The sequence below is a fragment of the Nocardia sp. CA-145437 genome (genome assembly GCF_050956485.1).
GTDB lineage: Bacteria > Actinomycetota > Actinomycetes > Mycobacteriales > Mycobacteriaceae > Nocardia.
This window is the reverse complement of record NZ_CP191204.1, coordinates 6,910,247-6,934,596: the sequence shown is the minus strand read 5'-3', so window position 1 is coordinate 6,934,596 and position 24,350 is coordinate 6,910,247. Positions and strand designations below refer to the sequence as shown.

The window sequence follows — 24,350 nt, the reverse complement described above, 5'->3', positions numbered from 1 at the left end:
CGCCCCGACTCGAATTCGATCGTTACGACACGACCGGCAGGTACACCTTGTTGCCCGCCTCGGCGAATTCGGCGGACTTCTCGGCCATTCCGGCCTCGATGGCGTTCACGTCGGTGAGGCCGTGCTTCTCGGCGTAGTCGCGCACGTCCTGCGAGATGCGCATGGAGCAGAACTTCGGACCGCACATGGAGCAGAAGTGGGCGGTCTTGGCGGGCTCGGCCGGCATGGTCTCGTCGTGGTACTCCCGCGCGGTGTCGGGGTCCAGCGCCAGGTTGAACTGGTCGGTCCAGCGGAACTCGAAGCGCGCCTTGGACAGCGCGTTGTCGCGGTCCTGGGCTCGCGGGTGCTGCTTGGCCAGGTCGGCGGAGTGGGCGGCGATCTTGTAGGTGATCACGCCGACCTTCACGTCGTCGCGGTTCGGCAGACCCAGGTGCTCCTTCGGGGTCACGTAACACAGCATCGCGGTACCGGCCTGGGCGATGATCGCCGCGCCGATGGCCGAGGTGATGTGGTCGTAGGCGGGCGCGATATCGGTCGCCAGCGGGCCGAGGGTGTAGAACGGAGCCTCCTCGCAGAGCTCCTCCTCCAGCCGCACGTTCTCCACGATCTTGTGCATCGGCACGTGGCCGGGGCCCTCGATCATCACCTGCACGCCATAGGATTTCGCGATCTTGGTGAGCTCACCCAGGGTGCGCAGCTCCGCGAACTGGGCCTCGTCATTGGCGTCCGCGATGGAACCCGGACGCAGGCCGTCACCCAGCGAGAAGGTGATGTCGTACTTCGCCAGGATCTCGCACAGCTCACGGAAGTTGGTGTACAGGAACGATTCCTGGTGATGCGCCAGGCACCACGCGGCCATGATCGACCCGCCGCGGGACACGATGCCGGTGACGCGCTTGGCGGCCAGCGGCACGTAGCGCAGCAGCACGCCCGCGTGCACCGTCATGTAGTCGACGCCCTGCTCGGCCTGCTCGATCACGGTGTCGCGGTAGATCTCCCAGGTGAGCTTGGTGGGATCGCCGTTCACCTTCTCCAGGGCCTGGTAGATCGGCACGGTGCCGATCGGGACCGGGGAGTTGCGCAGGATCCACTCGCGGGTCTCGTGAATGTTCTTGCCGGTGGACAGGTCCATGATGGTGTCGGCGCCCCAGCGGCTGGCCCACACCATCTTCTCGACCTCCTCGGCGATGGAGGAGCTCACGGCCGAGTTGCCGATATTCGCGTTGATCTTCACCGCGAACTTCTTGCCGATGATCATCGGCTCGGACTCGGGGTGCTTGTGGTTGGCGGGGATCACCGCGCGACCGGCGGCCACCTCGTCGCGCACCAGCTCGGGCGAAACGCCTTCGCGGGCGGCGATGTAGTGCATCTCGCTGGTGACGACGCCCTGGCGCGCCCAGTTCAGCTGGGTCGGCGGGCCGTCGACCCGCGGCTTGTCCCAGCTGTCGCGCAGCTTGGGCAGACCCGCCTCGAGATCGATGGTGGCGGTGTCGTCGGTGTACGGACCGGAGGTGTCGTACACGTCGAAGTGCTCGCCATTGGTGAGGTTGATGCGCCGCACCGGAACCCGCAGCGTCGTGCCGTCGGCCTCGACCTGCTCGTAGTGCTTGACGCTGCCCTGGATGGGGCCGGTGGTCACGGTGTCGACCGGGGCGGCCGAGCTGGAGACACGACTCGATGACATTGCAGATCCTCCCTACGCCGGCATTACCCGGTCAGGTTCATACGGTCGACGGCCCATCAGCCGTCCTCTCAGCCCGCTGGTGCGAGCCCCCGTTGGCAAACTTTTTCCGAGCCGACCATACCCGGCCCCGGGGCACGGCAACCCCGGGACCGTGGAATATACGATTCGGTCTGCTCCGCGCGGGTGTCCCGCCGCTCAGTTCTCCCCGCGGCCCGATCGGCCGGCCCCGCGCGCCGAAGACGGCGTTCAACGGGATCTCGGTCTGCGTCACGAGCGCGTCCGGACCGTCTTGATCGACCGGAAGCGGTTGTGCGGCGGCGGTTCCTGAATTCGATCGCCACTCGCCGTTCCCTTCCTCGACGTGACAGCGGTTACAGCACGGGCCCGGGTTATCAACAAGATGTCGTTCTGAAACGGGCTTGGCTATCGTTTAGGTATGTCCCGCAGCAAATCTGCCGCGTCGACCGGCGCGCCCCCCGTCCGGCGTCGCATCCGCGGCCTCGACGCCGGCGAGCGCAGCGCCCAGCGCCGCCGTCAGCTCCTCACCGCCGCCACCGAACTCTTTGCCCGGCAAAGCTATTCGGGCACCTCCATCGAACAGATCTGCCAGCACGCCTTCGTCGGCACCAAGGGCTTCTACGACCACTTCGACAGCAAAGAGGCGTGCTACACCGCCCTGCTGGAACAGATCACCACCGGTATCCAGCAACGCGTCGCCGAGGTGGCCGTCGAGACCGCCGACGCCGACTGGCCCACCCGCCGCGCCACCGTCCTCGCGGCCTTCGTCCACGCCATCGCCGACGACCCCCGCCTCGCGAAGGTCACCTTCGGCGAAGCGGGCGGCATCTCGCCCGCCGTCGAGGGCATGCGCCGTACCAATCGCCGGTGGTCCGCCGAATTCCTGAAACACCAATGGCTGCAAGCCGACCCGCACGAGGAACACCGCTTGCCGGCCCTGGCCCTGGCCACCATCGGCGGCATGTTCGAGCTCGTCGCCGACTGGCTGCACCACCACGACGACGGCGGCGCCCCCGAATCCGTCGACACCCTGATCTCGGATCTGGAGAACTTCGTCGCCGTCGTCGACGCGGGCCGCGCCGCCCGCCGCTAGCGGGCCAGCGCGACCTCGCGGTCCTCGTCGCCGGCCGCCGCCGCGCCCGGCTCCTCCTCCAGCCCGATCCGCTTGTGCAGGGCGGCAAGGGGTTTGGGAGCCCACCAGTTGGCGGTGGACATCAGGCGCATGAGGGCCGGGGCCAGCAGGCCGCGGATGACGGTGGCGTCGGAGACGACGGCCAGTGCCAGGCCGATGCCGAACAGCTTCATGGGGGCCACCTCGGACGTGGCCACCGCCAGCAGCACCACCGCCATCAGGCCCGCGGCGGCGGTGAAGATGCGGCCGGTGCGGGCCACGCCCAGCGCCACCGAACGGGTGTTGGCCCCGGGCGAACGGTCGGAGGCCAGCCACTCCTCGCGGATGCGGGAGAGCAGGAAGACCTCGTAGTCCATGGACATGCCGAAGGCCAGGCAGATCATCAGGATCGGCATGAACAGGTCGATGCTGCCGGTGGAGGTGAAGCCCAGCAGGCTCGCGCCGTGCCCCTGCTCGAAGACCCAGATCATGGCGCCGAAGGTGGCGGTCAGCGACAGCAGGTTCAGCAGGAGCGCCTTCACCGGGAGCACCACGCTGCCGGTGAACAGGAACAGCAGGATCAGGGTGATGATCGCGATGATCGCGCCCGCCAAGGGCAGCCGGGTGATCACCGAATCCATGGTGTCCTCGTTCAGGGCGGCCGCGCCGCCGAAGAGGACGTCGCCGGGGGCGGGCACCGCGCGGAGATCGGCGAGCTGCTGCTTGCCCTCCGCGGAGTACGGGGCGATCCGGGTGCCGACCGACAAATACGCGCCGTCGGGCCCGGCCATCTGCTGGACGCCGGGAGCCATCTTCGCGCCGTTCACGTAGACGCCGTCACTGGACAGCACCGCCGGAACCCCCGGCACCTGCGACAGGCGGGCGGCGTACGCGCCGATCTCCTTGGTGTCGCCGTGGAATCCGGGCAGCGCCACCACCGCGCTGGAGGCCATATCGGCACCGAAGTCGTGCCGCAGCGCGTCACCGACCTGACGGCTGGAGGCGAAGGTGCCGATCACCCGGTCGTCCGGCGTACCGAAATGCGCCTTCAGGAACGGGGATCCGAGCGCGAGCAGCACCGCCGCGGTGACCACGGCGACCGGCAGCGCCCGCCGCATGACACCGGTGACCAGCTTGTACCAGAAGGTCTCCTCCGGCTGCTTCGGCGCGGGCTCACCGCGACCCAGCAAGCGGCGCACCGGCTTCCGCAGATCCCAGGCATTGACGCGATCGCCGAGCAGCATCAGCGCGGCGGGCAACAGCAGCACCGACGCACCCACGGCCGCGACCACCACGGCGACACCGGCGTAGGCGAAGGACTTGAAGAACGGCTGCGGGAACACCGCCAGCGCCGCCAGCGCCAGCGCGACGGTCAGGCCGGAGAACACCACGGTCCGCCCGGCCGTCTGCACCGACCGCAGGATCGCCGCCCGGGTATCGCGCCCATTGGCCAGCTCCTCCCGGTACCGGCTGACGATGAACAGGCTGTAGTCGATGGCCAGCGCCAGGCCCAGCGCGCTGGTCATGTTCAACGCGAAGATCGACACGTCCATGAACGTGGTCATGGCGCGCAGGATGCCGAGGGTGGCGGCGATCGCGAACAGCCCCACGCCCACCGGCAGCAGGGCCGCGATCACGCTGCCGAACACCAGCACCAGCAGCAGCGCCGACACCGGCACCGCGATGGCCTCGGCCAGCAGCAGATCCTTCTCGACCTGGTGATTGATATCGGCGAACGATCCGGCCATACCGCCCACCCGCACCTGGACGCCGTCGCGGTCGCCATTGAGCTCGGTGGACAGGTCCGCGGCCCGGTTCTGCACCTCGGTGTCGGTGCCGGTCACCGTGGCCATGATCAGCCCGCGTCGCCCGTCCTTGCTCTTCAGCGCGGCGGCCAGGTCGGGCCGGGCCGCGCTGTTGGCCCAATAGGACTGGACGCCGGTGACCGTCGAGTCGTGGCTCAACGTGTCGGTGATGCGCTGCGCCTCCGCGCGCACCTGCGGACTGTTGACGCCGCCGTCACCGCTCACCATGACGATGAGGTTCGGATTGCCGCCGGGGAAGCTCTTCGTGATGAAGTCGTTGGCCCGCACCGACTCCAGCGAGCCGGTCAGATATCCGCCGCCGACCATGTGCGATTTGACGGTGGCCCCGAAGCCGCCGCACACCAGCATCAGCAGCAGCGCGGCCACCAGCACGGCGCGCGGGCGCGCCATGGCGAACCGGGCAGAAGTGGTCAACATCGACGCCGCCCTCCGAAAGTCGCAAACTTTCGGAACGGTACTTTCCCTGATCGACCGACCGGTAGGTTCAGTGACCATGCTCATGGCCATACGAGCTGGCTATTACTCGGCTTTCGCGATCCGCCCGCGGACTTCGCCCAGCTCCAGCCGCCCGCCGCCGACCGCCGGGGCGGTTGCCGTGAGCACCACCTCATCGCCGTCCTGCAGGAACGTCCGTTGCGCGCCGTTCAATTCGAGGGGCTCGGCGCCACCCCAGCTGATCTCCATCAGCGACCCGCGCTCGCCGCGATCCGCGCCCGAGATCGTGCCGGACGCGAACAGGTCCCCGGTGCGGGTCGAGGCCCCGTTCGCCGTCAGGTGCGCCAGCATCTGCGCCGGTGACCAGTACATGCGCCGGTACGGGGGAGTGGAGACCAGCTGCCCGTTCCAGGCCACCCGAACCGCGATGTCCAGACCCCAGGCCGCGGCGTCACGCAGATACGGCAGCGGCTCGGGATGCTGCGGCGGCAGCGGAATGCGGGCCGCGGCCAGGGCGTCGAGCGGGGTCACCCACGCCGACAGGCTGGTTGCGAAGGACTTGCCCAGGAACGGGCCCAGCGGCTGACCCTCCCACGCCTGGATATCGCGCGCCGACCAATCGTTGACCAGAGCCACCCCGAAAACGTGGTCGGCGAACTCGCCGGTACCGATCGGCGTGCCGAGCGCCGAGCCCGCGCCCACCACGAAACCCAGTTCGGCCTCGATGTCGAGGCGGCGGCTCGGGCCGAAATCCGGTGTGCCGGAGTCGGTCCGGCGCTGCCCGTGCGGCCGGATGACATCGGTGCCCGACACCACCACGGTGCCCGCGCGGCCGTGATAGCCCACCGGCAGATGCCGCCAATTCGGCAGCAGCGGTTCACCGTCCGGGCGCAGCATGCGGCCCAGGGCGGTGGCGTGATCGAGGCTGGCGTAGAAGTCGACGTAGTCACCGATCTCGATCGGCAGATCCAGGCGGACCGCGCGCACCTCGTGCGCGGCGGCCGCGGGGAGTTCCGCCTCGGCGGCGGTCCGCACCCGCTCCCGGATCTCGCGCCAGCACCGCGGCCCCTGGGTCATGAAAGCGTTCAAGCTGGGCTGATGGAACATCGGATCATCGAGTGCCACCGCCAGATCGATCACGGTGTCGCCCAGCCGGGCGCCCACCCGGGGTTCCCGGCCGGAGGGTCGGAATACGCAGTACGGCAGGTGGTCCAGGCCGAAACCGGAATCCGCGGCGACCTCGATACGTACCCGGCTGCTCAATTCAGATCCATTCCGACGGCCCCTTACCCGACCAGGTCCACGCGTAGCGCGGGTCCTCGCACGCCAGCGCGCCCTCACCCAGCTGCAACGGATGGAAGGTGTCCACCATGACCGCCAGTTCGTCGAAGAAGTCGATTCCGATGCTGCGCTCGTAGGCTCCCGGCTGCGGACCGTGCGCGTACCCGCCCGGATGCACCGACACCGAACCCTGGCCGATCCCGGATCCCTTGCGCGCCTCGTAATTTCCGCCGCAGTAGAACATGATCTCGTCGGAGTCCACGTTCGAGTGGTAATAGGGCACCGGGATCGAGAGCGGGTGGTAGTCCACCTTGCGCGGCACGAAATCGCAGATCACGAAGTTCTGGCCCTCGAACGCCTGATGCACCGGCGGCGGCTGGTGCACCCGGCCGGTGATCGGCTCGAAATCGGCGATATCGAAGGCGAACGGGTACAGGCAGCCGTCCCAGCCCACCACATCGAAGGGATGGGTGGCGTAAACCATGCTGGTGCCGACGATCTCACCGGCGGGACGGTGCTTGACCAGTACCTCCACATTCTCGCCGTCGACCTGGACCGGCTCGGTCGGCGCGTGGAGATCGCGCTCGCAGTAGGGCGAACTCTCCAGGAACTGACCGTATTTCGAGAGATACCGCTTCGGCGGGGTGATATGGCCGGAGCCCTCGATGATGTAGGCGCGCAACGGTTCCGGGCCGTCCGGAACCCAGCGGTGGGTGGTGGCGCGCGGCAGCAGCACCTGATGACCCTGCCGCACCGGCAGCGTGCCGAACACGGTTTCCACTCGCCCCGAACCGGATTCGATATAGGCCAGCTCGTCGCCGATGGCATTGCGGTACAGCGCCGATTCGCGCAGCGCCGCCACATAGGAGATGCGCACGTCGGCATTGCCGAGCAGCAACCGCCGCCCGGTCACCACATCACTGTCGCCCGGTTTGTCGCCCAGGAACAGTTCGTGCAGTTTCAGATGCCGATGCCGCAGTGGATGATTCGGGAACAGCCGCTGCTGCGGCAGCACCCACACCGACGAATCCACGATGGCCGGGGGTAGTCCGCGGTGATAGAGCAGCGAGGAATCGCCGGAGAAGCCCTCTTCTCCCATCAGCTCTTCGTAATAGAGCCGGCCGCTCTCATCTCGATGCTGCGTGTGCCGCTTGGGCGGCACCGAACCAACCTGCCGATAGAACGTCATGGCGTCCTCCCGCTGACCGATGGTCGATTTCCATCGTAGTCAGGCGTGACGCAGGGCGCGGTAGACCGCCGCGCCGACGAACTCTCCGAGAGTGTCGGGATTCCAGTCGCCCGGCTCGGTCAGCAGCGTGCGGACCGCGCCCTCACCGGCCGACACCCACAACTCGACCAGGGCCGGAAGCTTGTGTTCGGCGTCGGCGGTGCCCCAGGCCGCCAGGGTCGGGCGTAGTCGCCGGGTGCAGCGTTCCACCGCCAGCAGCCGGCCCTTGCCGAACGAATCCGCCACGGCCGGATCGGGATTGCCGTACAGCAGCCGCCAGGTGTCGGGGCGCCGGGAGACGGTGTGCAGCAGGGCGCGGAAGCCCTCCACGAACACCGCCTCGTCGGCTTCCACCCGGCGGCGGGGCAGCGTTTCCAGCACACCCTGCACCAGGTAGTCCTCCTCGCGCCGGATGAGCGCCTCGAGCAGCTCGACCCGATCGGCGAAGCAGGCGTAGACGACGGGGCGGGTGACCTTCATGCGGTCGGCCACCGCGGCGACGGTGACCGCCGCGATGCCGTCGGCGACGGCGATCTCCAGAGCGGTGTCGAGGACCTGCGGGCGACGGCGTTCGGGACCCAGATGCCGCGCGCGCTGGCGTGGTCGTGTCGCCGAATCGGTGCCCATGCGCACCGACGATAGCAGCGGCCCTGGCGAGCCTTTCCTACAGCCACGAACAAAAATGCTACATTCACGAATGAAAGCACCCGGCGGAGCCGGGCGAGCCCACGGCCGGAGGAGACGAAGACCGATGAGTCAGACCCTGTTCAACCCGAAGACCTGCGAATTCGCCGAATTCGACGCGGAGACCCGGCGACTGCTGCGGGCCACCGTCGACTACTTCGAGGCGTTCGGCAAGGTCCGGCTGCTGGCCGAGAACCGCGACCGCGTCTGGTACGCCGACTTCCTCGACTTCATCAAGCGCGAACGGGTCTTCGCCACCTTCCTGACCCCGGCCGCGCAGGCCGGCGGCGACCCGCACAAGCGCTGGGACACCGCCCGCATCGCCATGATGAGCAAGATCCTCGGCTTCTACGGCATGCAGTACTGGTACGTCTGGCAGGTGACGATCCTGGGCCTGGGCCCGATCTGGCAGAGCGCCAACGCCGAGGCCAAGGCCCGCGCCGCGGGACTGCTGGAATCCGGCGAGATCTTCGCCTTCGGCCTCTCCGAACGCGACCACGGCGCCGACATCTACGCCACCGACATGGTGCTCGAGCCGACACCGGGCGGCGGCTACACCGCCACCGGCGGCAAGTACTACATCGGCAACGGCAACCTCGCCGGCATGGTGTCGGTCTTCGGTCGCCGCGCCGACAAACCGATCATCGACTCGTCCGACTTCCTGCGGAAGATGAGCGACGAGGAGTACTCCGGCTACCTGTTCTTCGCCGCCGACTCCCGGCACAAGAACTACAAGCTGCGCAAGAACGTCGTCGACTCCCAGATGTACGTCGCCGCCTTCGATCTCGACGAGTACCCGGTCGCCGAATCCGACATCCTGCACACCGGCCGCGCCGCCTTCGACGCCGCCATGAACACCGTCAACGTCGGCAAGTTCAACCTCGGCTTCGGCGCGGTCGGGGCGTGCGAGCACGCCATGTTCGAGGCGGTCACCCACGCCGAGAACCGAATCCTGTTCGGGCACCGCGTGACCGAGTTCCCGCAGGTGAAATCGCTGCTCGCGGACAGCTACGCGCGCCTGATCGGCATGAAGCTCTACAGCGAGCGCGCCATCGACTACCTGCGCTCCGCGGACGAGAACGACCGGCGCTACCTGCTGTTCAACGCCATCGAGAAGATGTCGGTCACCCGCCACGGCCAGCAGCTGTACGAGGACCTCGCCGACGTGATCGCCGCCCGCGGATTCGAGAACGACATGTACTTCCCCATGGCCATGGTCGGCATGTTCGGGCTGCCGCGGCTCGAAGGCACCGTGCACGTGAACATGGCGCTGTCGCTGAAGTTCCTGCCCAACTACATGTTCCATCCCGCCGACGCGGGCCTGGCCGCGCTGCGGTACCTGCCCGGCGCGGGCCTCGCCCCCAAGGGCGCGGTGCGCGCGGTGTCCGGCGCGCTGAGCTGGACCAGCCGCCGTGCCACCGGTCCGGCCGCCAAGGCCGTGCCCGCGCTGAAGACCGAATTCGCCCGCGCCGCACACGCTCCCGTGCCCACCCGCCGCGATGCCGCCGACGACGAATTCCTGTTCCGGCAGGGCCCGAGCAGCGGGCTGGGCAAAATCCGCTTCGCCGACTGGCGGCCGGTGTTCGAGAAGTTCGCGCACATCCCGAATGTCGCGGTCTTCCTCGAGCAGGCCCTGGCCCTCCAAACCCTGCTGGCCGCGGCGACTCCGACCGCCGAACAGCAGCAGGACGTCGACTTCCTCTTCGGCCTCGGCGAGCTGTTCACCACCCTCCCGTACGCGCAGCTCATCCTCGAACAGGCCGAGATCGCGGGCGCCGACGAGGCCGTCCTCGACCAGCTCTTCGACCTGTTCGTGCGCGAATTCTCCAAGCACGCACTGACTTTGCACACCAAGCCGACCGCCACCAAGGCCCAGCAGGTCCGCGCCCTGGACCTGGTCCGCCGCCCGGTCGCCGACCCGGCCCGCTTCGAGAACGTTCTCACCCAGGTCCGCGCCCTGGCCGGAGCCTACGAGATGACCCCCTGATCCGACACCGCACCGAAACCGCACTCGCCGCGGCATGCGCTACCGGCTGTTCACTCCGCGTGACAAGGGCGTGAAGCTCTGGGCGGGCAGCCGGCTGGTGGCCCCGGCTGCCGTCGCCACGCTGCCCGGTGGATGCGGGAGACCGGCCGCCGTCGGGCTGCCATGACCGCCTTGCGGAGGGACCGGCTGGAACTGCGGGTGGCCAAGAACTTCATCGGGCCCACGACGGGCCGGCTGCTCGAGGAGCATATGCGAGCCGGGGTTCCCGTGAATCCCGTCACCGTCACTCCGCAGCAGGCCAAGGAGTTGTACGGTCGCAGTTCCAGCTCGAGCGCATAACGGCGCGGTTAACTTATCGCGATCGGGCCGGGTTGTCGGGGGCCCGGCCGGTTAAGACGTCTGCCTACGGTTGCGTAAGGGGACAGGCGTACGGCAGCCTTCGGCTTGATCTCAGATTCTGATCTCAGAACCGCGTCGCACACTTCAGCCGAGGAGGCCCTTCCGTGTCCCATTACAAGGCGAACCTACGAGACATCGAGTTCAACTTGTTCGAAGTACTGGGGATCGGGGAATTGCTGGACAGCGGCGCCTACGGCGACCTCGACGGCGACACCGCGCGGGAGATGCTCGCCGAGGCCAAGCGCCTCGCGGAAGGCCCGATCGCGGACTCCTTCGCCGACGCCGACCGCAACCCGGTCGAGTTCCTGCCCGACCAGCACACCATCACGGTGCCCGAATCGCTGAAGAAGACCGTGGCCGCGGTCAACGAGGCCGGCTACTCCGGTCTGGGCATGGCCGAGGAGATGGGCGGCGTGGCCGCCCCCAACGCGCTCATCTGGGCCATCCAGGAAATGCTGGTCGCCGCCAACAACTCGGCCTCCTTCTTCAACATGGGCCCGCTCATGCACAAGGTCCTCTTCGACGAGGGCACCGACGAACAGAAGCGCTGGGCCGCGCACGCCTGGGAGAACCGCTGGGGCGGCACCATGGTGCTCACCGAGCCCGACGCCGGCTCCGACGTCGGCATGGGCCGCACCAAGGCCATCGAACAGGCCGACGGCACCTGGCACGTCGAGGGCGTGAAGCGCTTCATCTCCGGCGGCGACGTCGGCGACACCGCCGACAACATCTTCCACCTGGTGCTGGCCCGCCCCGAGGGCGCCGGACCCGGCACCAAGGGCCTGTCGCTGTTCATGGTGCCGCGCTTCCTGTTCGACTCGGAGACCATGGAACTCGGCGCCAAGAACGGCGCGCTGGTCACCGGCGTCGAGCACAAGATGGGCATCAAGTCCTCGCCCACCTGTGAGATCACCTTCGGCGGCGACATCCCCGCCGTCGGCTACCTGGTCGGCGGGGCGCACAACGGCATCGCGCAGATGTTCAAGGTCATCGAGAACGCCCGCATGATGGTGGGCACCAAGGCCACCGGCGCGCTGTCCACGGGCTACCTCAACGCCCTCGAGTACGCCAAGCAGCGCGTCCAGGGCGCGGACCTGACCCAGATGACCGACAAGGCCGCCCCGCGCGTCACCATCACCCACCACCCGGACGTGCGCCGCTCGCTGGCCACCCAGAAGGCGTACGCGGAGGGCCTGCGCGCGCTCTACATGTACTGCGCCTCCTACCAGAACGCCGATGTGGCGCAGGCCAATTACGGCGCCGACGCCGAACTGGCCGAGCGGGTCAACGACCTGCTGCTGCCGATCGTGAAGGGCTGCGGCTCCGACCGCGCCTACGAGTCGCTGACCGAATCGCTGCAGACCCTCGGCGGCTCCGGCTACCTGCAGGACTACCCGATCGAGCAGTACATCCGCGACTGCAAGATCGACTCGCTGTACGAGGGCACCACCGCCATCCAGGCGCAGGACTTCTTCTTCCGCAAGATCATTCGTGACAAGGGCGTGGCGCTCGGACACGTCGCGGGCCTGATCCAGCAGTTCGTCGACGGCGGCCCCGACCAGTTCAAGATCGAGCGCGGACTGCTCGGCGCGGCCCTGGCCGATGTGCAGGCCATGGCGGCCGCGCTCACCGGCTTCCTGATGGCCTCGCAGCAGCAGGTCGACGAGCTCTACAAGGTCGGCCTCGGCTCGGTCCGATTCCTGTACGCCGTGGGCGATCTCGTCATCTCGTGGCGACTGCTCGAGCACGCCGCCATCGCCCAGGCGGCGCTGGACGCGGGCGCGGCCGAGAAGGACAAGAACTTCTACACCGGCAAGGTCGGCGTGGCGTCCTGGTTCGCCAAGAACAAGCTACCGCTGCTCAGCGCCTCGCGTTCGGTGATCGAGAACCTCGACAACGACATCATGAAGCTGGACGAAGCGGCCTTCTGATTCGCACGCGAACTCCGGCCCCGCACCCGTGGTGCGGGGCCGGATCTCGTTGGGGGATCAGGTGACACACCGTCATGACACGCACACTTCATTGCTGACCCGCCGATACGTGTCGTGCCGAACGGGTACAACTACGGCATGGTCTTCCCGGTTACCTTCGGCTGGATCCAGATGGTGCTGTTGGTGCTGGGCATCGCGGCCATCGGACTACTGGTCTCGGCCGTGCTGAAAGCCCGCACGGTCGGCTGGCGTGTGCTGGTCGGACGCGGCATGGGCGCGGCGGGTCTGGCGTTCGTCGCGGTGGTGATCCTGTGGATCACCACGCTCCTGCAGGCCTTCCTCGGACTCACCGGCGAAGTGAAGGCCGCGCATGTCGAGGTCAAACCCGTTGCGGGGCAGGAACACCTGCTGGATGTGAACCTCACCCTCTACGGCGACGAGGGCCACGGCGACCAGCACAAGACCTACCAGGTCGAGGGCGACATGTGGGTGCTGCAGGCCAATATCGTGGAACTCGAGGCGTGGGTGAACGCGCTCGGCTTCAATGCCGGATACAAGGTGACCCGGCTCTACGGCCAGCGTCTCGACGGCGTCGCCACCAAACAGAACCAGATCTTCCTCAACGGCAGCGACGCCGACTTCTTCCAGGACATGAAGGACAAGACCTGGTACACCAGGCCTTTCGTGCGCTCGACCAACGGCAATGCCGTCATCGCCGTCCCGGGCACCTACGACGTCTTCATCTCCCGCGACGCCATCAAGGCCCGGCCGGTCTGAAGCCGGGCCCGGCCGAACTAGTCCGCGAGGACGGCCGTCACGGGCGCGTGATCGCTGGCGCCCTTGCCCTTTCGCTCCTCCCGGTCCACGTTCGCGTCGGTCACGCGCGCGGCCAGGGCGGGGGAGGCCAGGATGAAGTCGATGCGCATGCCCTCCTTGCGGGGGAAGCGCAGCTGCGTGTAGTCCCAGTAGGTGTAGACGCCGGGGCCCGGGTGGAAGGGCCGCATGACGTCGGTGAAACCGGTCTCGCCGAACGCGTCGAAGGCATCCCGTTCCGGTTCGGACACATGGGTTTTGCCCTCGAAGAACTCCGGCGACCACACATCCAGATCGGTCGGCGCGATATTCCAGTCACCCACCAGCGCGATCTGCGCGTCCGGATCCTCCGACAGCCACTTGGCGCCCGCGGACCGCAGCGCCGCCAGCCACTCCAGCTTGTAGGCGTAGTGCGGGTCGTCGAGCGCGCGGCCGTTCGGCACGTACAGGCTCCACACCCGCACCCCGCCGCAGGTCGCGCCGATCGCGCGGGCCTCCACCACCGGTGCGCTCAACAGGGATTCGCCCGCGTCCTTGTCGAAACCGGGCTGATCCGGGAAGTGGATCTCGACATCGTCCAGGCCCACCCGGGAGGCGATGGCCACGCCGTTCCACTGATTCAGGCCCACGTGCGCGACCTCGTACCCGGCCGCCTCGAACGCCTCGAACGGGAACTGCTCGTCCTTGCACTTGGTTTCCTGCATGGCCAGCACGTCGATATCGGCGCGGTCCAGCCACGCCAGCACCCGATCCTGCCGGGTGCGGATCGAGTTCACATTCCAGGTGGCGATACGCACAGCGGTAAACCTTTCGGAACTAGTGTCTTACGCGAGCGGGCGGCGCGCGATCAGGGCGCGGCGTACCGGTAGCTGTGATGCTCGACGAAGCCCATCTCCTGGTACAACGCCAGCGCCGCGTCATTCTCGTCCGACACCTGAACATAGGCGTGGGTGGCCCCGTGCGTGCGGCCCCAGCGGATCATCTCCGCGCACACCAGCGCGCCCAGCCCGTGCCGCCGATGCCCGGACGCCACCGTCACACAGGTCAGGCCCACCCAGCGGCGGCCGTCGGGAGCCGTGGTCACCGCGGCCCGGCCGATGGCGATCGGCGCGGGCAAACCCAGTGTGGCGAAGGTGAGCTCACCGTCGCGGACCGCGGTCAGCACGTCCACCACCGGGCTCGAGCCGACATCGGTGTCCCCGCCCCGATGCCGGTGCATGGACAGCCACGCCCCGTCCGGTTCGGGCGTGAATCGCACCATGGACGGGCCCGACGGCAGCGGCATGGTCTCGATGTCGACCGCCAGCACCCGGGTCTCGTGCCAGGTCCGCCACTCCGCGGGCCGGGTCGCCAGCCGATCGGGCAGCTGCAGTTGCAGCGGCAGGCCGTGCGCGGTGTACCACTCGCCGATGCGGTGCAGGGTCTCGGTGTTCATCAGCGCCGGTCCGTCCGTACCGCCCAGCGGCACCGCGGAATTCGCGCGATAGGTGTAGCCGTCCCCGGCCCGCAGCAGCCAGCCGTCGATCCAGGATCGCATCAGGCCCGGCCAGCCGTCCGCGGCCGCCGCTTCCAGGGACCGGATCTCACTGGTCCGAATGGGTCTGGGGCCGAGCGGTTTCCAGGCCACCACCTGATCCCGGGCGACCGACACCACCTGGCCGTCGGCGGTGCGCACGGTCAGCGGGTCGGCGGCGATCAGCTCGCCGATCACATCCGTCAACGGCTGTGGATAACCCGCGGGCAGCCGGTAGCGCACCACCACCCGCTTGCCGAGCGGCGGGAGCGCCCCGGCGCCGTCGGGGCCGGGCTCGGAGTCGGTCATGACCGATCAGTCGTCGAGATCGTCGTCGTCGTGTCCGAAGGGGTCCGGCACGGTGCCCGGGACCCAGTTCAATCCCGGCTTGCCCCAGCCGTTTCGCTTGATCGCCTTCTTCGCGGCGCGGGCATTGCGGCCGATCAGCACGTCCACGTAGAGGAAGCCGTCCAGGTGGCCGGTCTCGTGCTGCAGCATGCGGGCGAAGAAGCCGTGGCCCTCCAGCTCGACCGGCTCGCCGTGCTCGTCGGTGCCGGTGACCTTGGCCCAGTCGGCGCGGCCGGTCGGGAACTGCTCGCCGGGGACCGACAGGCAGCCCTCCTCGTCATCGTCGGGATCCGGCATGGATTCGGGGATCTCGGAGGTCTCCAGCACCGGATTCACCACGCAGCCGCGGCGGCGGACGGTCTTGCCGCCCTCGGTCTCGTCCGGGCAGTCGTAGACGAAGACGCGCGGCGACAGCTCGTCCTCGTCGGCGATGATCACCTGATTGGCGGCCAGACCCACCCCGTGCGCGGCGTCCATCGTCTCGTACATGTCCGCGATCAGCTGCGCCAGCTCTTCCGGGGTCTGCGTGACCGGAGTGGTCGCGCGGTGCAGAACCGGGTCGCCGACAATGCGAATCGGGAGAATAGCCATGCTCAGCACCCTATAGTGCGGTGTTTACCGGGGTGATCACACCCTGGGGACGTGTCCGGATCGCTGCCCGGAACCCCCGACACGCCGGGGCTCACGTCACAAAACACGCCGATCGGTACGCATCGCGTTGTCTGCGGCGCGTGGTTGAATGGCACCGACGCACAAGCACCATATTCGTCTGGTGACCACTCGGCGAGGGAGCACTATGGACAGCGCAGCGGCACGCGACATGCCCGCAAGCGAGGACGGTCCTTCCGACGAGGATGGCGCGCACGGGCTTTCCCGCCGTGAGCTCGAGATTCTCGACTTCGAGCGCAAATGGTGGAAGTACGCCGGTGCGAAGGAAGAAGCCATCCGCGAACTGTTCGACCTCTCGGCAACCCGCTACTACCAGGTCCTGAACGCGGTCGTCGACAAGCCCGAAGCGCTGGCGGCGGACCCGATGCTGGTCAAGCGCCTGCGGCGGCTGCGCGCCAGCCGCCAGAAGACCAGGGCCGCACGCCGTCTCGGTTTCCAGGTGTGAGCCGCGCCGCGACCGTGAGCCAGGTCTCCACCCGGCCCGCGTCCGCGCTTGATCCCGCGCGGGCGGCCCTGCACCCATTAGGCTCGACGCCGTGAGCAACCCGAATTCGCCGGCCGGCGGTCCGCCGCTGCGGGCCCTGGCGATGGTCCTGATCGCGCTGGCCATCGTGTTCGCCGGGATCGGCGCGATGTCCCTGTCGAGTTCGGACTCCTCGGACAGCAGCGCCGGATCGACCTCCGAGGCCGCCACCACCACTGCGGCGCAGCAGAATTCGACCGCGGCGGGCACCCCGTCGGTGGTGCCCGGCTCCATCGCACCCACGACCACCACAACCGCGCCCACCACGCCCGCCGCGCCGACCACCTCCGGTGCCGCGGGCATCGACAAGTCCCTCCCGGTCCGGGTCTACAACAACGGCACCGTCGCCGGACTGGCCAAGAAGACCGGCGACCAGCTCAGCGGTGAGGGCTACAACATCACCGAGGTCGGCAACTATCCCGGCGGCGTTATCCCGAAAACCACCGTGTACTACGGCAGTTCGCCCAAGGAGCAGGCGCTGGCCAAGGCCATCGCCGCGGAACTGGGCTGCGCCGCCGAACCCCGCTTCCCCGGGATCTCGGATTCGCCCACCGGTGTCATCGTCATCGTCACCGGCAACTGATCGCTGTTCGTCGACAGCCCGGCCGACGCCCGAAAGAAACCGTGCGGCCCCTCCACGGGACACGGGCACGGCTCTGGCATCATCTTGTCCGGTACGAAGTATGTCCACCCTGCTTTCCCGATAAACTCGGACTCGTAAAGGAGTTCCCCGATGGCCTCGTCCTCAACTCGTCGCCCGTCCTGGTGGACTGTTGCTCCGGTGCTCGCGGTCGCGGCCCTGGGGCTCACCGCCTGCTCCAACAGCCAGGAATCGAGTGACGTCAAGGGGACGACCCCGCCGGTGTTCACCAGCTCGCCCGCTCCCGCGGGCGGAGCGACCGGCCACGGCACCGAGGGCGACACCAACGCCCCCCGGGAGTCCACCGCCGTCACCCTGAAGGACCCCAGCGGTGGCACCGTCGGCACCGCGTCCATCGTGAAGGTGGGCAACCACCTCGAGATCACCGTCGAAGCCCACGGCCTCAAGCCCGGCTTCCACGGCCTGCACATCCACCAGTTCGGCAAGTGCGAGACCAACTCCACCGCCCCCTCCGGCGGCGCGCCCGGCGACTTCCTGTCCGCCGGCGGCCACCTGCAGGTCGGTGAGCAGAACGCGCACCCCGCCAGCGGCGACCTGGACTCGCTCCAGGTGCTCAAGGACGGCACCGCCAAGCTGGTCACCACCACCGACGCCGTCACCCTGGAGGAGATCAAGGGCAAGGCCCTGATCATCCACGCCGGCGCCGACAACTTCGGCAACATTCCCACCCGGTACGCGCCCGCACCGGATGCGGACACCCTCGCGACCGGCGACGCGGGTGCACGGGTCGCCTGCGGCGTCGTCGCCTGAACCCCTTGAGGTGAGCATGGCCGGGGCAGGCATTTCGAAGGTCCCCTTCAATTCATCGCCCCGGCCCACGCTCGGCGTGGAATGGGAGGTCGCGCTCGTCGACAAGACGACGCGTGACCTGTCCAATACCGCCGCCGCCGTTTTCGAAGCCTGCGGTGATCTGCGCGCCTGGGACGGCACCCCGCAGATCACCAAGGAACTCCTGAAGAACACCGTCGAACTCGTCTCAGGCAAGCACGACACCGTGAGCGAGGTCGTCGACGAACTGCGCGCCACCCAGGACGCCGTGCGCCGCGCCGCCGACCAGGTCGGCGTCGACCTGTTCTGCGCGGGCACCCACCCGTTCGCGCAATGGTCCACCCAACAGCTCACGCGCAGTGCGCATTACGACGAACTCATCGAGCGCACCCAATGGTGGGGCCGCCAGATGCTGATCTGGGGCGTGCACGTGCACGTGGGAATCTCGCACCCGGACAAGGTCTTCCCGATCCTCAACGCCATGCTGCCGTCGTACCCGCACCTGCTGGCGCTGTCCGCCTCCTCACCCATGTGGGCGGGCGTCGACACCGGCTACGCCAGCAACCGGGCGCTCATGTTCCAGCAGCTACCCACCGCCGGACTGCCCTTCCAATTCGACAATTGGGGCCAGTTCGAGGGTTTCGTGCACGACCAGATGAAAACCGGTGTGATCGAACAGATCGGCGGCATGCACTGGGACATCCGGCCCGCACCCAAATGGGGCACCATCGAGGTGCGCATCTGCGACGGCATCCCCACCAAGGCGGAACTGGCCGCCATCGTGGCCCTGATCCACTCCCTCGTGGTCGATCTCGACCGGCGGGTGGAGAACGGCGAAGCCCTGCCCGCCATCCTGCCGCCCTGGCACGTGCAGGAGAACAAGTGGCGCGCAGCGCGATACGGGCTCGACGCCATCATCATCACCGACGCCGACAGCAATGAGCGGCTCGTCACCGACGACCTCATGGACCTGCTCAACCGGCTCGAGCCGACCGCCAAGAGCCTCGGCTGCGAGAACGAGCTCGCCATGGTCGCCGACATCCCCAAGCGCGGCGCGTCCTATCAGCGACAGCGCCGGGTGGCCGCGGCCGCGCAGGGCGATCTGGTGTCGGTGGTCGACTCGCTGGTCCACGAACTCGAGCAGTGACGGCGGGGCCGGTACGGCTCACCGGCGCGAGTTCCCTTGCTGTGATTTCAGTTACGCGATTCTGCGGCCGCTGTACGCCGTGGCCAGCGGCGATACCACGCTGACCGGGGGCTGTTCATCCGGGGTGGGATGCGGCGTTCAACTGGGTATGGGGTCGGCGTTCACACGGCGTTTACTATGGCTGGATGTTGCTCGACGATCCGCGTTCCCAGACCGGCGGCGCAGCACGCCGATCAGGGATGCGGATGCCGTCGCCGCGCGTCCGGATGACGGCCGTGCTGACCGTCGGCGCACTCGCGCTCCTCACCCTGCAGGTCGTCGCCTCCCAGCACCACTTCACCGGTCCGCTGGAGAGCATCCGGGACGACTTCGTCGGCAACGCCAAATCTTTCACCGTGCCGTGGGCCGGACTCGGGCTCGCGCTCATCGGACTGGACTGGCGGCGGCGCTGCGTGGCCGTCGGCACGGCGCTCGGCATCGACGTCGCCTACCAGTCGATTCGCAGCCTCTCCGGCGGTCCGCTGGCCATGGGCAACGGGCCGGTGCTGGTGCTGCTCGGCATCCTCGGGCTCGCCCTCTGGCGGTGGCAGGGCAAGGATCGCTCCAACGCGCTGCACGCCGCCGCGCTCGGCATCCTGCTGGTGCTGTCCAGCAAGGTCGCCGACGTCTGGCTCGGCATCACCGTGCTCGCCGGACCCCGCGTCCTCGACGAGCACATCGTGCTGGTGGACCACGCCCTCGGCGACCCCTCCTGGATGGCCGGGCAACTGCTCGAGTGGCTGGGACCGGTGGCTTCCGCTGTCCTGCACTGGGTTTACATCGAACTGCCCGTCGGCGCGATGATCGTGACCATCTGGCAGCTGCGCAACGTCGTGAAGACCGGGGTGTGGCCGGGGCACTACCTGGTGCGGACCTTCCTGGTGATCGGGCTGATCGGACCGCTCTTCTACGTCATCTTCCCGGTCGTCGGACCGATCTTCGCCTACGGCACGGAAGGACACGCCTTCTCGCTCGGCAACTACTGGCCGAATGTGGTGCCGACGGTGGACCTCACGCCCGGCTCGATCGCCTTCGACCGATTCGCCCCGCGCAACTGCATGCCGTCGCTGCACACCGCGTGGGCGCTGTCGATCTTCGTCCACTCCCGCCGCGACCCGCTGACCGGCGCGCCCGCACCGACCTGGCTGCGCTGGGGCGGAACCTTCTGGCTGCTCGCCACCATCGGGGCCACGCTGGGCTTCGGGTACCACTACGGCGCGGACCTGGTGGCGGGCGCGGTGCTGTGCCTGGCCATCGAATCGGCGCTGCGCGCGCCCGAACGCGGCTGGGACCGCGCTCGCGTCCAGCTGGTCGGCGCGGGGGCCGCGCTGTTCACCGGACTCCTGCTGTCCTACCGGTACCTGTCGGTCGAATTCGCCGAGCACCCGGTCCCGGCGGGCGTCCTCGTGATCGGCCTGTCCGCCGCCTACGTGACGGCCTTCTACCGGACCTGGTTCGCCGAACCCGCCACCGCTCCGGCCGCGGAACTGGACCTCGCCGCCCGCGCCTGACCGTTCCCCGGTCTAGCCGGCGGCGCCCCCGTTCGACGATCCCTCGGGCGGGGTGGCCGCCGCCGCGGACGGCACCGGCAGCGGCCGCAACCGCCGCAGCAGGAACATGCCCGCCAGACACCCGCCCGCCACCAGCACCGAGGTCCAGCCGGGCGTCGCCGTGGAACCCGAGCTGACCGTGCACATCCCCGAATTGCCCGACTGCATCGCGTAATCGCCGCGCGCGACGAAATCCCGCATGCCCAGCACCGCCGACGGCACGAACAACATGGCGGTCCCCAGCACCCGGCTCGGCACATACCGCGGCCGGGCCGCCAGCAGGCCGAACCCGATCAGCCAGGACACCAGCGCCGCGCCGCCCACGATCAGCCACGCCTTGGCGGTGTCACCGGTGAGCGCCGTCGACACCCCGACCAGCATGGACAGCCACAGGGCCGGCATCGGCGCGGACACCTGACTGCCCGCCCACATGCCGAACGCGCTCACCGCCACCAGCAGCGGAATCGTCCAGGCCGGCATCTCCGCCGCGATGGTGGCCGCGCCCACCGCGCCGACGCCCACCGCGACCAGCACGACCTCGCCGTCCCGCCCCGGCAGCAGCATGGACGCGATCATGGCGGTGCCGACCGAGGTCACCACGGCGAGCACGATGCCCGCCACGCTGCCGCCGTGCCGGGCCAGCCACTCCGCGCTGAACAAGGTGATCAGCACCATCAGCGTGCCCGCCAGGATGGGGGCCAGCGGCAGCTCGATGGACAGCCGCTGCGCGGCCGGTCCCTTCCGATTGATCAGTAGCGAGAACACGGCCAGCGCGAAGGCCAGCAGCACCATCCACATGGGCGGGATGTCGGAGGCGTGCCAGTGGTCCCGCAGGTTGTCGGTGATGCTGCCGCCCACCCGCGGCACCGGATTCACCGAACCCAGCAGCAGACTGATCAGAACGCCCAGCGTCCAGGCGAAGGCGGGCAGCCTGTGATGCAGCACCGCCGCCCCGAGCGCGCCCAGGATCACGCCGCCCGACAGCGAGTCGATGAAGTTCATGGTCGACAGCGAGGCATTCGGGTCGCCCGCGTGCCCCAGCGTGTGATTGGCGACCAGCACCAGCAGCCCGCCCACCGTGGTCGACCAGGCCACCGACGGGCTGCCCATGGTGGTGATCAGCACCGCCACGATCATGGCGATGAGCACGCCGGCCGCGATGGCGCGGGGCAGGCTGTAGGCGAGCAGATCCAGTTGCAGGGCGGAACTTTGCGAGGTCCAGCCGAAGTCGATGGGCAAGGTCAGCGCGAGGCCAGCAACCAGTGCTGCGACCAGCGCGGTGATCGTTTCGGTAGCGACCTTGTACGACCTCACCTGCGCAAAAGTACCGGCCCACGGCGTGTCGATCGGTCCGACTCGCTTACTTTGTAGATTTTTGGCGAACTTACGGCCACATTCGGGCGTAGGCGGAGGAATCAGACCGGGCGCATCAAATCGGACATGGCCCGACTCGATCAGACATAGCCCGACGGGTCGCCCGGCGGACCCGACATCTCCCGCTTCGCCGCGAACAAGCGCAACGACTCCACCTGTACCGGATCCAGCGACGGCCGCACCGCCTTGCGCGCGGACGCCACATCCGACGCCGTCACCTCCCCGGCCTCCACATCGCGGCGCATGGCGGCCAGCGCCGCCTCCCGCAACAGGGCCGAACAGTCCGCCGCCGAGTAGCCGTCCAGCTCACGGGCCAGCCGCCGCAGATTCACGTCCTTGGCCAGCGGCACCGACTTGGCCGCGGTGCGCAGGATCTCGGCTCGGGCGTCGGCGTCCGGCGGCGGCACGAACACCAGCCGCTCCAACCGGCCCGGCCGGGTCAGCGCCGTGTCGATCAGATCCGGGCGGTTGGTCGCGCCGACCACCACCACGTCCCGCAGCGGCTCCACCCCGTCCAACTCGGTGAGCAGCGCCGCCACCACCCGATCCGACACCCCGGAATCCGAGGACTGCCCGCGCTGCGGTGCCAGCGCGTCCACCTCGTCGAGGAAGATCAGCGACGGCGCGGAATCGCGTGCGCGCTGGAACAACTCGCGGACCGCCCGTTCCGAGGAGCCGACCCACTTGTCCATCAGCTCCGCGCCCTTCACCGCGTGCACGCTCAACTGCCCGGACCCGGCCAGCGCCCGCACCAGGAAGGTCTTGCCGCAGCCCGGCGGCCCGTAGAGCAGCACCCCGCGCGGCGGCTCGATCCCCAGGCGCGCGAACGAATCCGGATGCTTCAGCGGCCACAGCACCGCCTCGGTCAACGACTGCTTGGTCTCCACCATGTCGCCGACATCGTCGAGACTCAGGTTGCCGATGGACAATTCCTCCGACCCGGACCGCGACAACGGGCGGATCACCTCCAGCGCCCCGGCCAGATCCTCCTGCCGCAGTACCGGATCCACGTCCTGACCGCTGTCGTGGTGTTCGCGGCTGGCCCGGGCCGCCGCCCGCAGCGCCGCCTCACGGACCAGCGCCGCCAGATCCGACACCACGAATCCCGGTGTCCGCAGCGCGATCTCGTCGACCGCGAGGCCCTCGGTCGGGGCCTTGCGCAACAACTGCTCGAGCAGCGCGGCCCGCACCGCGGCGGTCGGCAGCGGCAGCGACACCTGCCGATCGAACAGGTCGGGACCGCGCAGCCGCGCGTCCAGGCCCAGTGGATTCGAGGTGGTCGCCAGCACCGCCACCGCGGGCACCGCGATCACCCGGCGCAGCTGATCCAGGATCATGGTGGCCACCGGCTCGGCCTCGGCCGGCAGCAGCGCGTCGATATCGGTGATCAGCAGGACTCCGCCCGCGCCGGAACCGATCTCCTGCATCTTGTCGCCGACATCGCGGAAACGCTTGCCGCTCTCGGTCGCGCCGACCGCCGGGCCGTCCAGTTCCACCAGCCGCCGCGACCCCACCACCGCCCGCGCCAGCGTCGCCTTGCCGACGCCCGCCGGGCCCGTGATCAGCACGCCCAGCTGCGAACTCGCGCCCAGCGCCTTCAACAGCTCGGGCTCGTCCAACGCCAGGTTCAGCCACTCCCGCAGCTTCGCGGCCTGGGCCTGCACCCCGGCCAGATCGGCGACCGCTACCGCCGAGGTCGGGGCGGCCGTCACCGGGCGCTCGGCGGCGACGAGCGGCGAACCGTCGAGGGGGACGTCGTCGAGCAGGCCGAGCGGGGCGTCGGTCGAGCCGAAGGTCGTGCCCAGCGTCACCGCCGTGCTCGGCAGGATGGTGACCGGGCCCGGGTACGGCTCGGTGGCCACCACCGTCAGCACCTCGGAGGTCCAGGCGATCCCCAAGCCCTTCAATGCCTTCCGGGCCGCGGCCGGATTGTCGCTGGGCAGCAGGTCACGCGGCAGCAGGGTGACGGTGTCGCCGACGGTGACGATCTTCCCCAGCAGCGCCTGCCGCAGCGTCGACTCCGGAATCGCGGCCATGGCCAGCGATGAACCCGTCACCGAGACGCGGCGGGCGTCGGTCTCGGTGGCCGGGGCGATGGTGACGTCACCGCCGTCGCGCACTTTCGCGTTCGACAGCGTCACCTCGTCGAGCAGGGCGACGCCGGTGCCGAAGCCCTGCGACGGCTTGAACGTCCCCACCACGGCCGTGGTGCGCCGCCCGCCGGTCAGGGTGACTCCCTGCCCCTGATGCAGGGCCAGCGCCATCAGGACTTCGGGGTGCAGGCGCACCAGCCCCCAGCGGGCGTCGCCGCCCGAGGAGTTGCGTTGCGCGGTCAGCGTGAATTCCGGCACCCGTCAATTC

20 protein-coding genes and 1 riboswitch are annotated in these 24,350 nt (G+C 68.8%); of the genes, 10 read left to right on the top strand and 10 right to left on the bottom strand.

Annotation, left to right across the window (positions count from 1 at the left end; all coding sequences use genetic code 11):
• Positions 1–22: 22 nt before the first annotated feature.
• Positions 23–1,684: a phosphomethylpyrimidine synthase ThiC gene (gene thiC, locus ACQPYY_RS32095; protein WP_433592052.1), complete on the bottom strand. Its 1,662-nt coding sequence runs from the start codon at positions 1,682–1,684 to the stop codon at positions 23–25.
• Positions 1,677–1,787: riboswitch (TPP riboswitch) on the bottom strand. It overlaps the preceding gene by 8 nt.
• 333 nt (positions 1,788–2,120) lie before the next feature.
• Here thiC and ACQPYY_RS32090 point away from each other — a divergent pair.
• Positions 2,121–2,795, top strand: coding sequence for a TetR/AcrR family transcriptional regulator (locus tag ACQPYY_RS32090; RefSeq protein WP_433592051.1), 675 nt, complete (start codon positions 2,121–2,123; stop codon positions 2,793–2,795).
• Here ACQPYY_RS32090 and ACQPYY_RS32085 read toward each other — a convergent pair.
• The 4 genes from ACQPYY_RS32085 to ACQPYY_RS32070 form a co-directional block, all read right to left on the bottom strand.
• Positions 2,792–5,056, bottom strand: a complete 2,265-nt coding sequence (locus ACQPYY_RS32085; RefSeq protein ID WP_433592050.1) for an MMPL family transporter — start codon at positions 5,054–5,056, stop codon at positions 2,792–2,794. The two genes, ACQPYY_RS32090 and ACQPYY_RS32085, sit on opposite strands and share 4 nt — an antisense overlap.
• 102 nt (positions 5,057–5,158) lie before the next feature.
• A complete protein-coding gene (gene fahA / locus ACQPYY_RS32080; protein WP_433592049.1) occupies positions 5,159–6,337 on the bottom strand; it encodes a fumarylacetoacetase in 1,179 nt (392 codons plus the stop codon).
• A gap of 1 nt (position 6,338) precedes the next feature.
• Positions 6,339–7,544, bottom strand: a complete 1,206-nt coding sequence (locus ACQPYY_RS32075) for a homogentisate 1,2-dioxygenase (RefSeq protein ID WP_433592048.1) — start codon at positions 7,542–7,544, stop codon at positions 6,339–6,341.
• Between the two features lie 39 nt (positions 7,545–7,583).
• Complete coding sequence (locus tag ACQPYY_RS32070; RefSeq protein WP_379102304.1) at positions 7,584–8,210, bottom strand: TetR/AcrR family transcriptional regulator; 627 nt, start codon at positions 8,208–8,210, stop codon at positions 7,584–7,586.
• A gap of 124 nt (positions 8,211–8,334) precedes the next feature.
• Here ACQPYY_RS32070 and ACQPYY_RS32065 point away from each other — a divergent pair, with 124 nt between their 5' ends.
• The 4 genes from ACQPYY_RS32065 to ACQPYY_RS32050 all read left to right on the top strand — a co-directional run bounded on the left by ACQPYY_RS32065 (position 8,335) and on the right by ACQPYY_RS32050 (position 13,361).
• Positions 8,335–10,254, top strand: a complete 1,920-nt coding sequence (locus tag ACQPYY_RS32065) for an acyl-CoA dehydrogenase family protein (RefSeq protein WP_433592047.1) — start codon at positions 8,335–8,337, stop codon at positions 10,252–10,254.
• A gap of 162 nt (positions 10,255–10,416) precedes the next feature.
• Complete coding sequence (locus ACQPYY_RS32060) at positions 10,417–10,593, top strand: hypothetical protein (RefSeq protein WP_379102300.1); 177 nt, start codon at positions 10,417–10,419, stop codon at positions 10,591–10,593.
• A 164-nt stretch (positions 10,594–10,757) separates the two neighbouring features.
• Positions 10,758–12,584, top strand: coding sequence for an acyl-CoA dehydrogenase (locus ACQPYY_RS32055; protein ID WP_433592046.1), 1,827 nt, complete (start codon positions 10,758–10,760; stop codon positions 12,582–12,584).
• 138 nt (positions 12,585–12,722) lie between these two features.
• Entirely contained in the window at positions 12,723–13,361 is a 639-nt protein-coding gene (locus ACQPYY_RS32050) for a hypothetical protein (RefSeq protein WP_357284658.1), read from the top strand.
• A gap of 17 nt (positions 13,362–13,378) precedes the next feature.
• On the opposite strand, the gene ACQPYY_RS32045 is transcribed toward ACQPYY_RS32050, so the two are convergent.
• The 3 genes from ACQPYY_RS32045 to ACQPYY_RS32035 are packed head-to-tail and all read right to left on the bottom strand — an operon-like array spanning position 13,379 to position 15,849.
• A complete protein-coding gene (locus ACQPYY_RS32045; RefSeq protein WP_433592045.1) occupies positions 13,379–14,194 on the bottom strand; it encodes an exodeoxyribonuclease III in 816 nt (271 codons plus the stop codon).
• Between the two features lie 50 nt (positions 14,195–14,244).
• Positions 14,245–15,219 (bottom strand): N-acetylglutamate synthase, CG3035 family, encoded by a 975-nt coding sequence (locus ACQPYY_RS32040; protein WP_433592044.1) that lies wholly within the window; start codon positions 15,217–15,219, stop codon positions 14,245–14,247.
• A 6-nt stretch (positions 15,220–15,225) separates the two neighbouring features.
• The gene (locus ACQPYY_RS32035) at positions 15,226–15,849 is read right to left on the bottom strand and encodes a peptide deformylase (RefSeq protein ID WP_433592043.1); all 624 of its coding nucleotides are present in this window, start codon (positions 15,847–15,849) and stop codon (positions 15,226–15,228) included.
• A 205-nt stretch (positions 15,850–16,054) separates the two neighbouring features.
• Between ACQPYY_RS32035 and ACQPYY_RS32030 the strand changes: the two genes are divergently transcribed.
• From ACQPYY_RS32030 to ACQPYY_RS32010, 5 genes are all read left to right on the top strand, one after another.
• A complete protein-coding gene (locus tag ACQPYY_RS32030; RefSeq protein ID WP_379102288.1) occupies positions 16,055–16,372 on the top strand; it encodes a DUF3263 domain-containing protein in 318 nt (105 codons plus the stop codon).
• Between the two features lie 91 nt (positions 16,373–16,463).
• The gene (locus tag ACQPYY_RS32025; protein ID WP_433592042.1) at positions 16,464–17,033 is read left to right on the top strand and encodes a LytR C-terminal domain-containing protein; all 570 of its coding nucleotides are present in this window, start codon (positions 16,464–16,466) and stop codon (positions 17,031–17,033) included.
• A gap of 150 nt (positions 17,034–17,183) precedes the next feature.
• The gene (gene sodC, locus ACQPYY_RS32020; protein ID WP_379102284.1) at positions 17,184–17,861 is read left to right on the top strand and encodes a superoxide dismutase[Cu-Zn]; all 678 of its coding nucleotides are present in this window, start codon (positions 17,184–17,186) and stop codon (positions 17,859–17,861) included.
• A gap of 16 nt (positions 17,862–17,877) precedes the next feature.
• The gene (locus ACQPYY_RS32015) at positions 17,878–19,026 is read left to right on the top strand and encodes a glutamate--cysteine ligase (RefSeq protein ID WP_379102281.1); all 1,149 of its coding nucleotides are present in this window, start codon (positions 17,878–17,880) and stop codon (positions 19,024–19,026) included.
• A 185-nt stretch (positions 19,027–19,211) separates the two neighbouring features.
• A complete protein-coding gene (locus ACQPYY_RS32010) occupies positions 19,212–20,576 on the top strand; it encodes a DUF5933 domain-containing protein (RefSeq protein WP_433592041.1) in 1,365 nt (454 codons plus the stop codon).
• A gap of 12 nt (positions 20,577–20,588) precedes the next feature.
• On the opposite strand, the gene ACQPYY_RS32005 is transcribed toward ACQPYY_RS32010, so the two are convergent.
• Together ACQPYY_RS32005 and ACQPYY_RS32000 are read right to left on the bottom strand one after the other, a co-directional pair.
• On the bottom strand, positions 20,589–21,929 hold the full coding sequence (locus ACQPYY_RS32005; protein ID WP_379102276.1) for a hypothetical protein: 1,341 nt from the start codon (positions 21,927–21,929) through the stop codon (positions 20,589–20,591).
• 140 nt (positions 21,930–22,069) lie between these two features.
• Positions 22,070–24,340: an AAA family ATPase gene (locus ACQPYY_RS32000; RefSeq protein ID WP_433592040.1), complete on the bottom strand. Its 2,271-nt coding sequence runs from the start codon at positions 24,338–24,340 to the stop codon at positions 22,070–22,072.
• Between the last annotated feature and the right edge of the window lie 10 nt (positions 24,341–24,350).

Bases quoted from the DNA above. Each gene is read 5' to 3' on its own strand.
- thiC (WP_433592052.1), bottom strand. From the start codon at position 1,684: ATGTCATCGAGTCGTGTCTCCAGCTCGGCCGCCCCGGTCGACACCGTG.
- ACQPYY_RS32065 (WP_433592047.1), top strand. From the start codon at position 8,335: ATGAGTCAGACCCTGTTCAACCCGAAGACCTGCGAATTCGCCGAATTC.
- ACQPYY_RS32050 (WP_357284658.1), top strand. From the start codon at position 12,723: ATGGTCTTCCCGGTTACCTTCGGCTGGATCCAGATGGTGCTGTTGGTG.
- sodC (WP_379102284.1), top strand. From the start codon at position 17,184: ATGGCCTCGTCCTCAACTCGTCGCCCGTCCTGGTGGACTGTTGCTCCG.
- ACQPYY_RS32060 (WP_379102300.1), top strand. From the start codon at position 10,417: ATGACCGCCTTGCGGAGGGACCGGCTGGAACTGCGGGTGGCCAAGAAC.
- ACQPYY_RS32085 (WP_433592050.1), bottom strand. From the start codon at position 5,056: ATGTTGACCACTTCTGCCCGGTTCGCCATGGCGCGCCCGCGCGCCGTG.
- ACQPYY_RS32015 (WP_379102281.1), top strand. From the start codon at position 17,878: ATGGCCGGGGCAGGCATTTCGAAGGTCCCCTTCAATTCATCGCCCCGG.
- ACQPYY_RS32030 (WP_379102288.1), top strand. From the start codon at position 16,055: ATGGACAGCGCAGCGGCACGCGACATGCCCGCAAGCGAGGACGGTCCT.
- ACQPYY_RS32035 (WP_433592043.1), bottom strand. From the start codon at position 15,849: ATGGCTATTCTCCCGATTCGCATTGTCGGCGACCCGGTTCTGCACCGC.
- ACQPYY_RS32010 (WP_433592041.1), top strand. From the start codon at position 19,212: ATGTTGCTCGACGATCCGCGTTCCCAGACCGGCGGCGCAGCACGCCGA.
- ACQPYY_RS32090 (WP_433592051.1), top strand. From the start codon at position 2,121: ATGTCCCGCAGCAAATCTGCCGCGTCGACCGGCGCGCCCCCCGTCCGG.
- ACQPYY_RS32070 (WP_379102304.1), bottom strand. From the start codon at position 8,210: ATGGGCACCGATTCGGCGACACGACCACGCCAGCGCGCGCGGCATCTG.
- ACQPYY_RS32040 (WP_433592044.1), bottom strand. From the start codon at position 15,219: ATGACCGACTCCGAGCCCGGCCCCGACGGCGCCGGGGCGCTCCCGCCG.
- ACQPYY_RS32075 (WP_433592048.1), bottom strand. From the start codon at position 7,544: ATGACGTTCTATCGGCAGGTTGGTTCGGTGCCGCCCAAGCGGCACACG.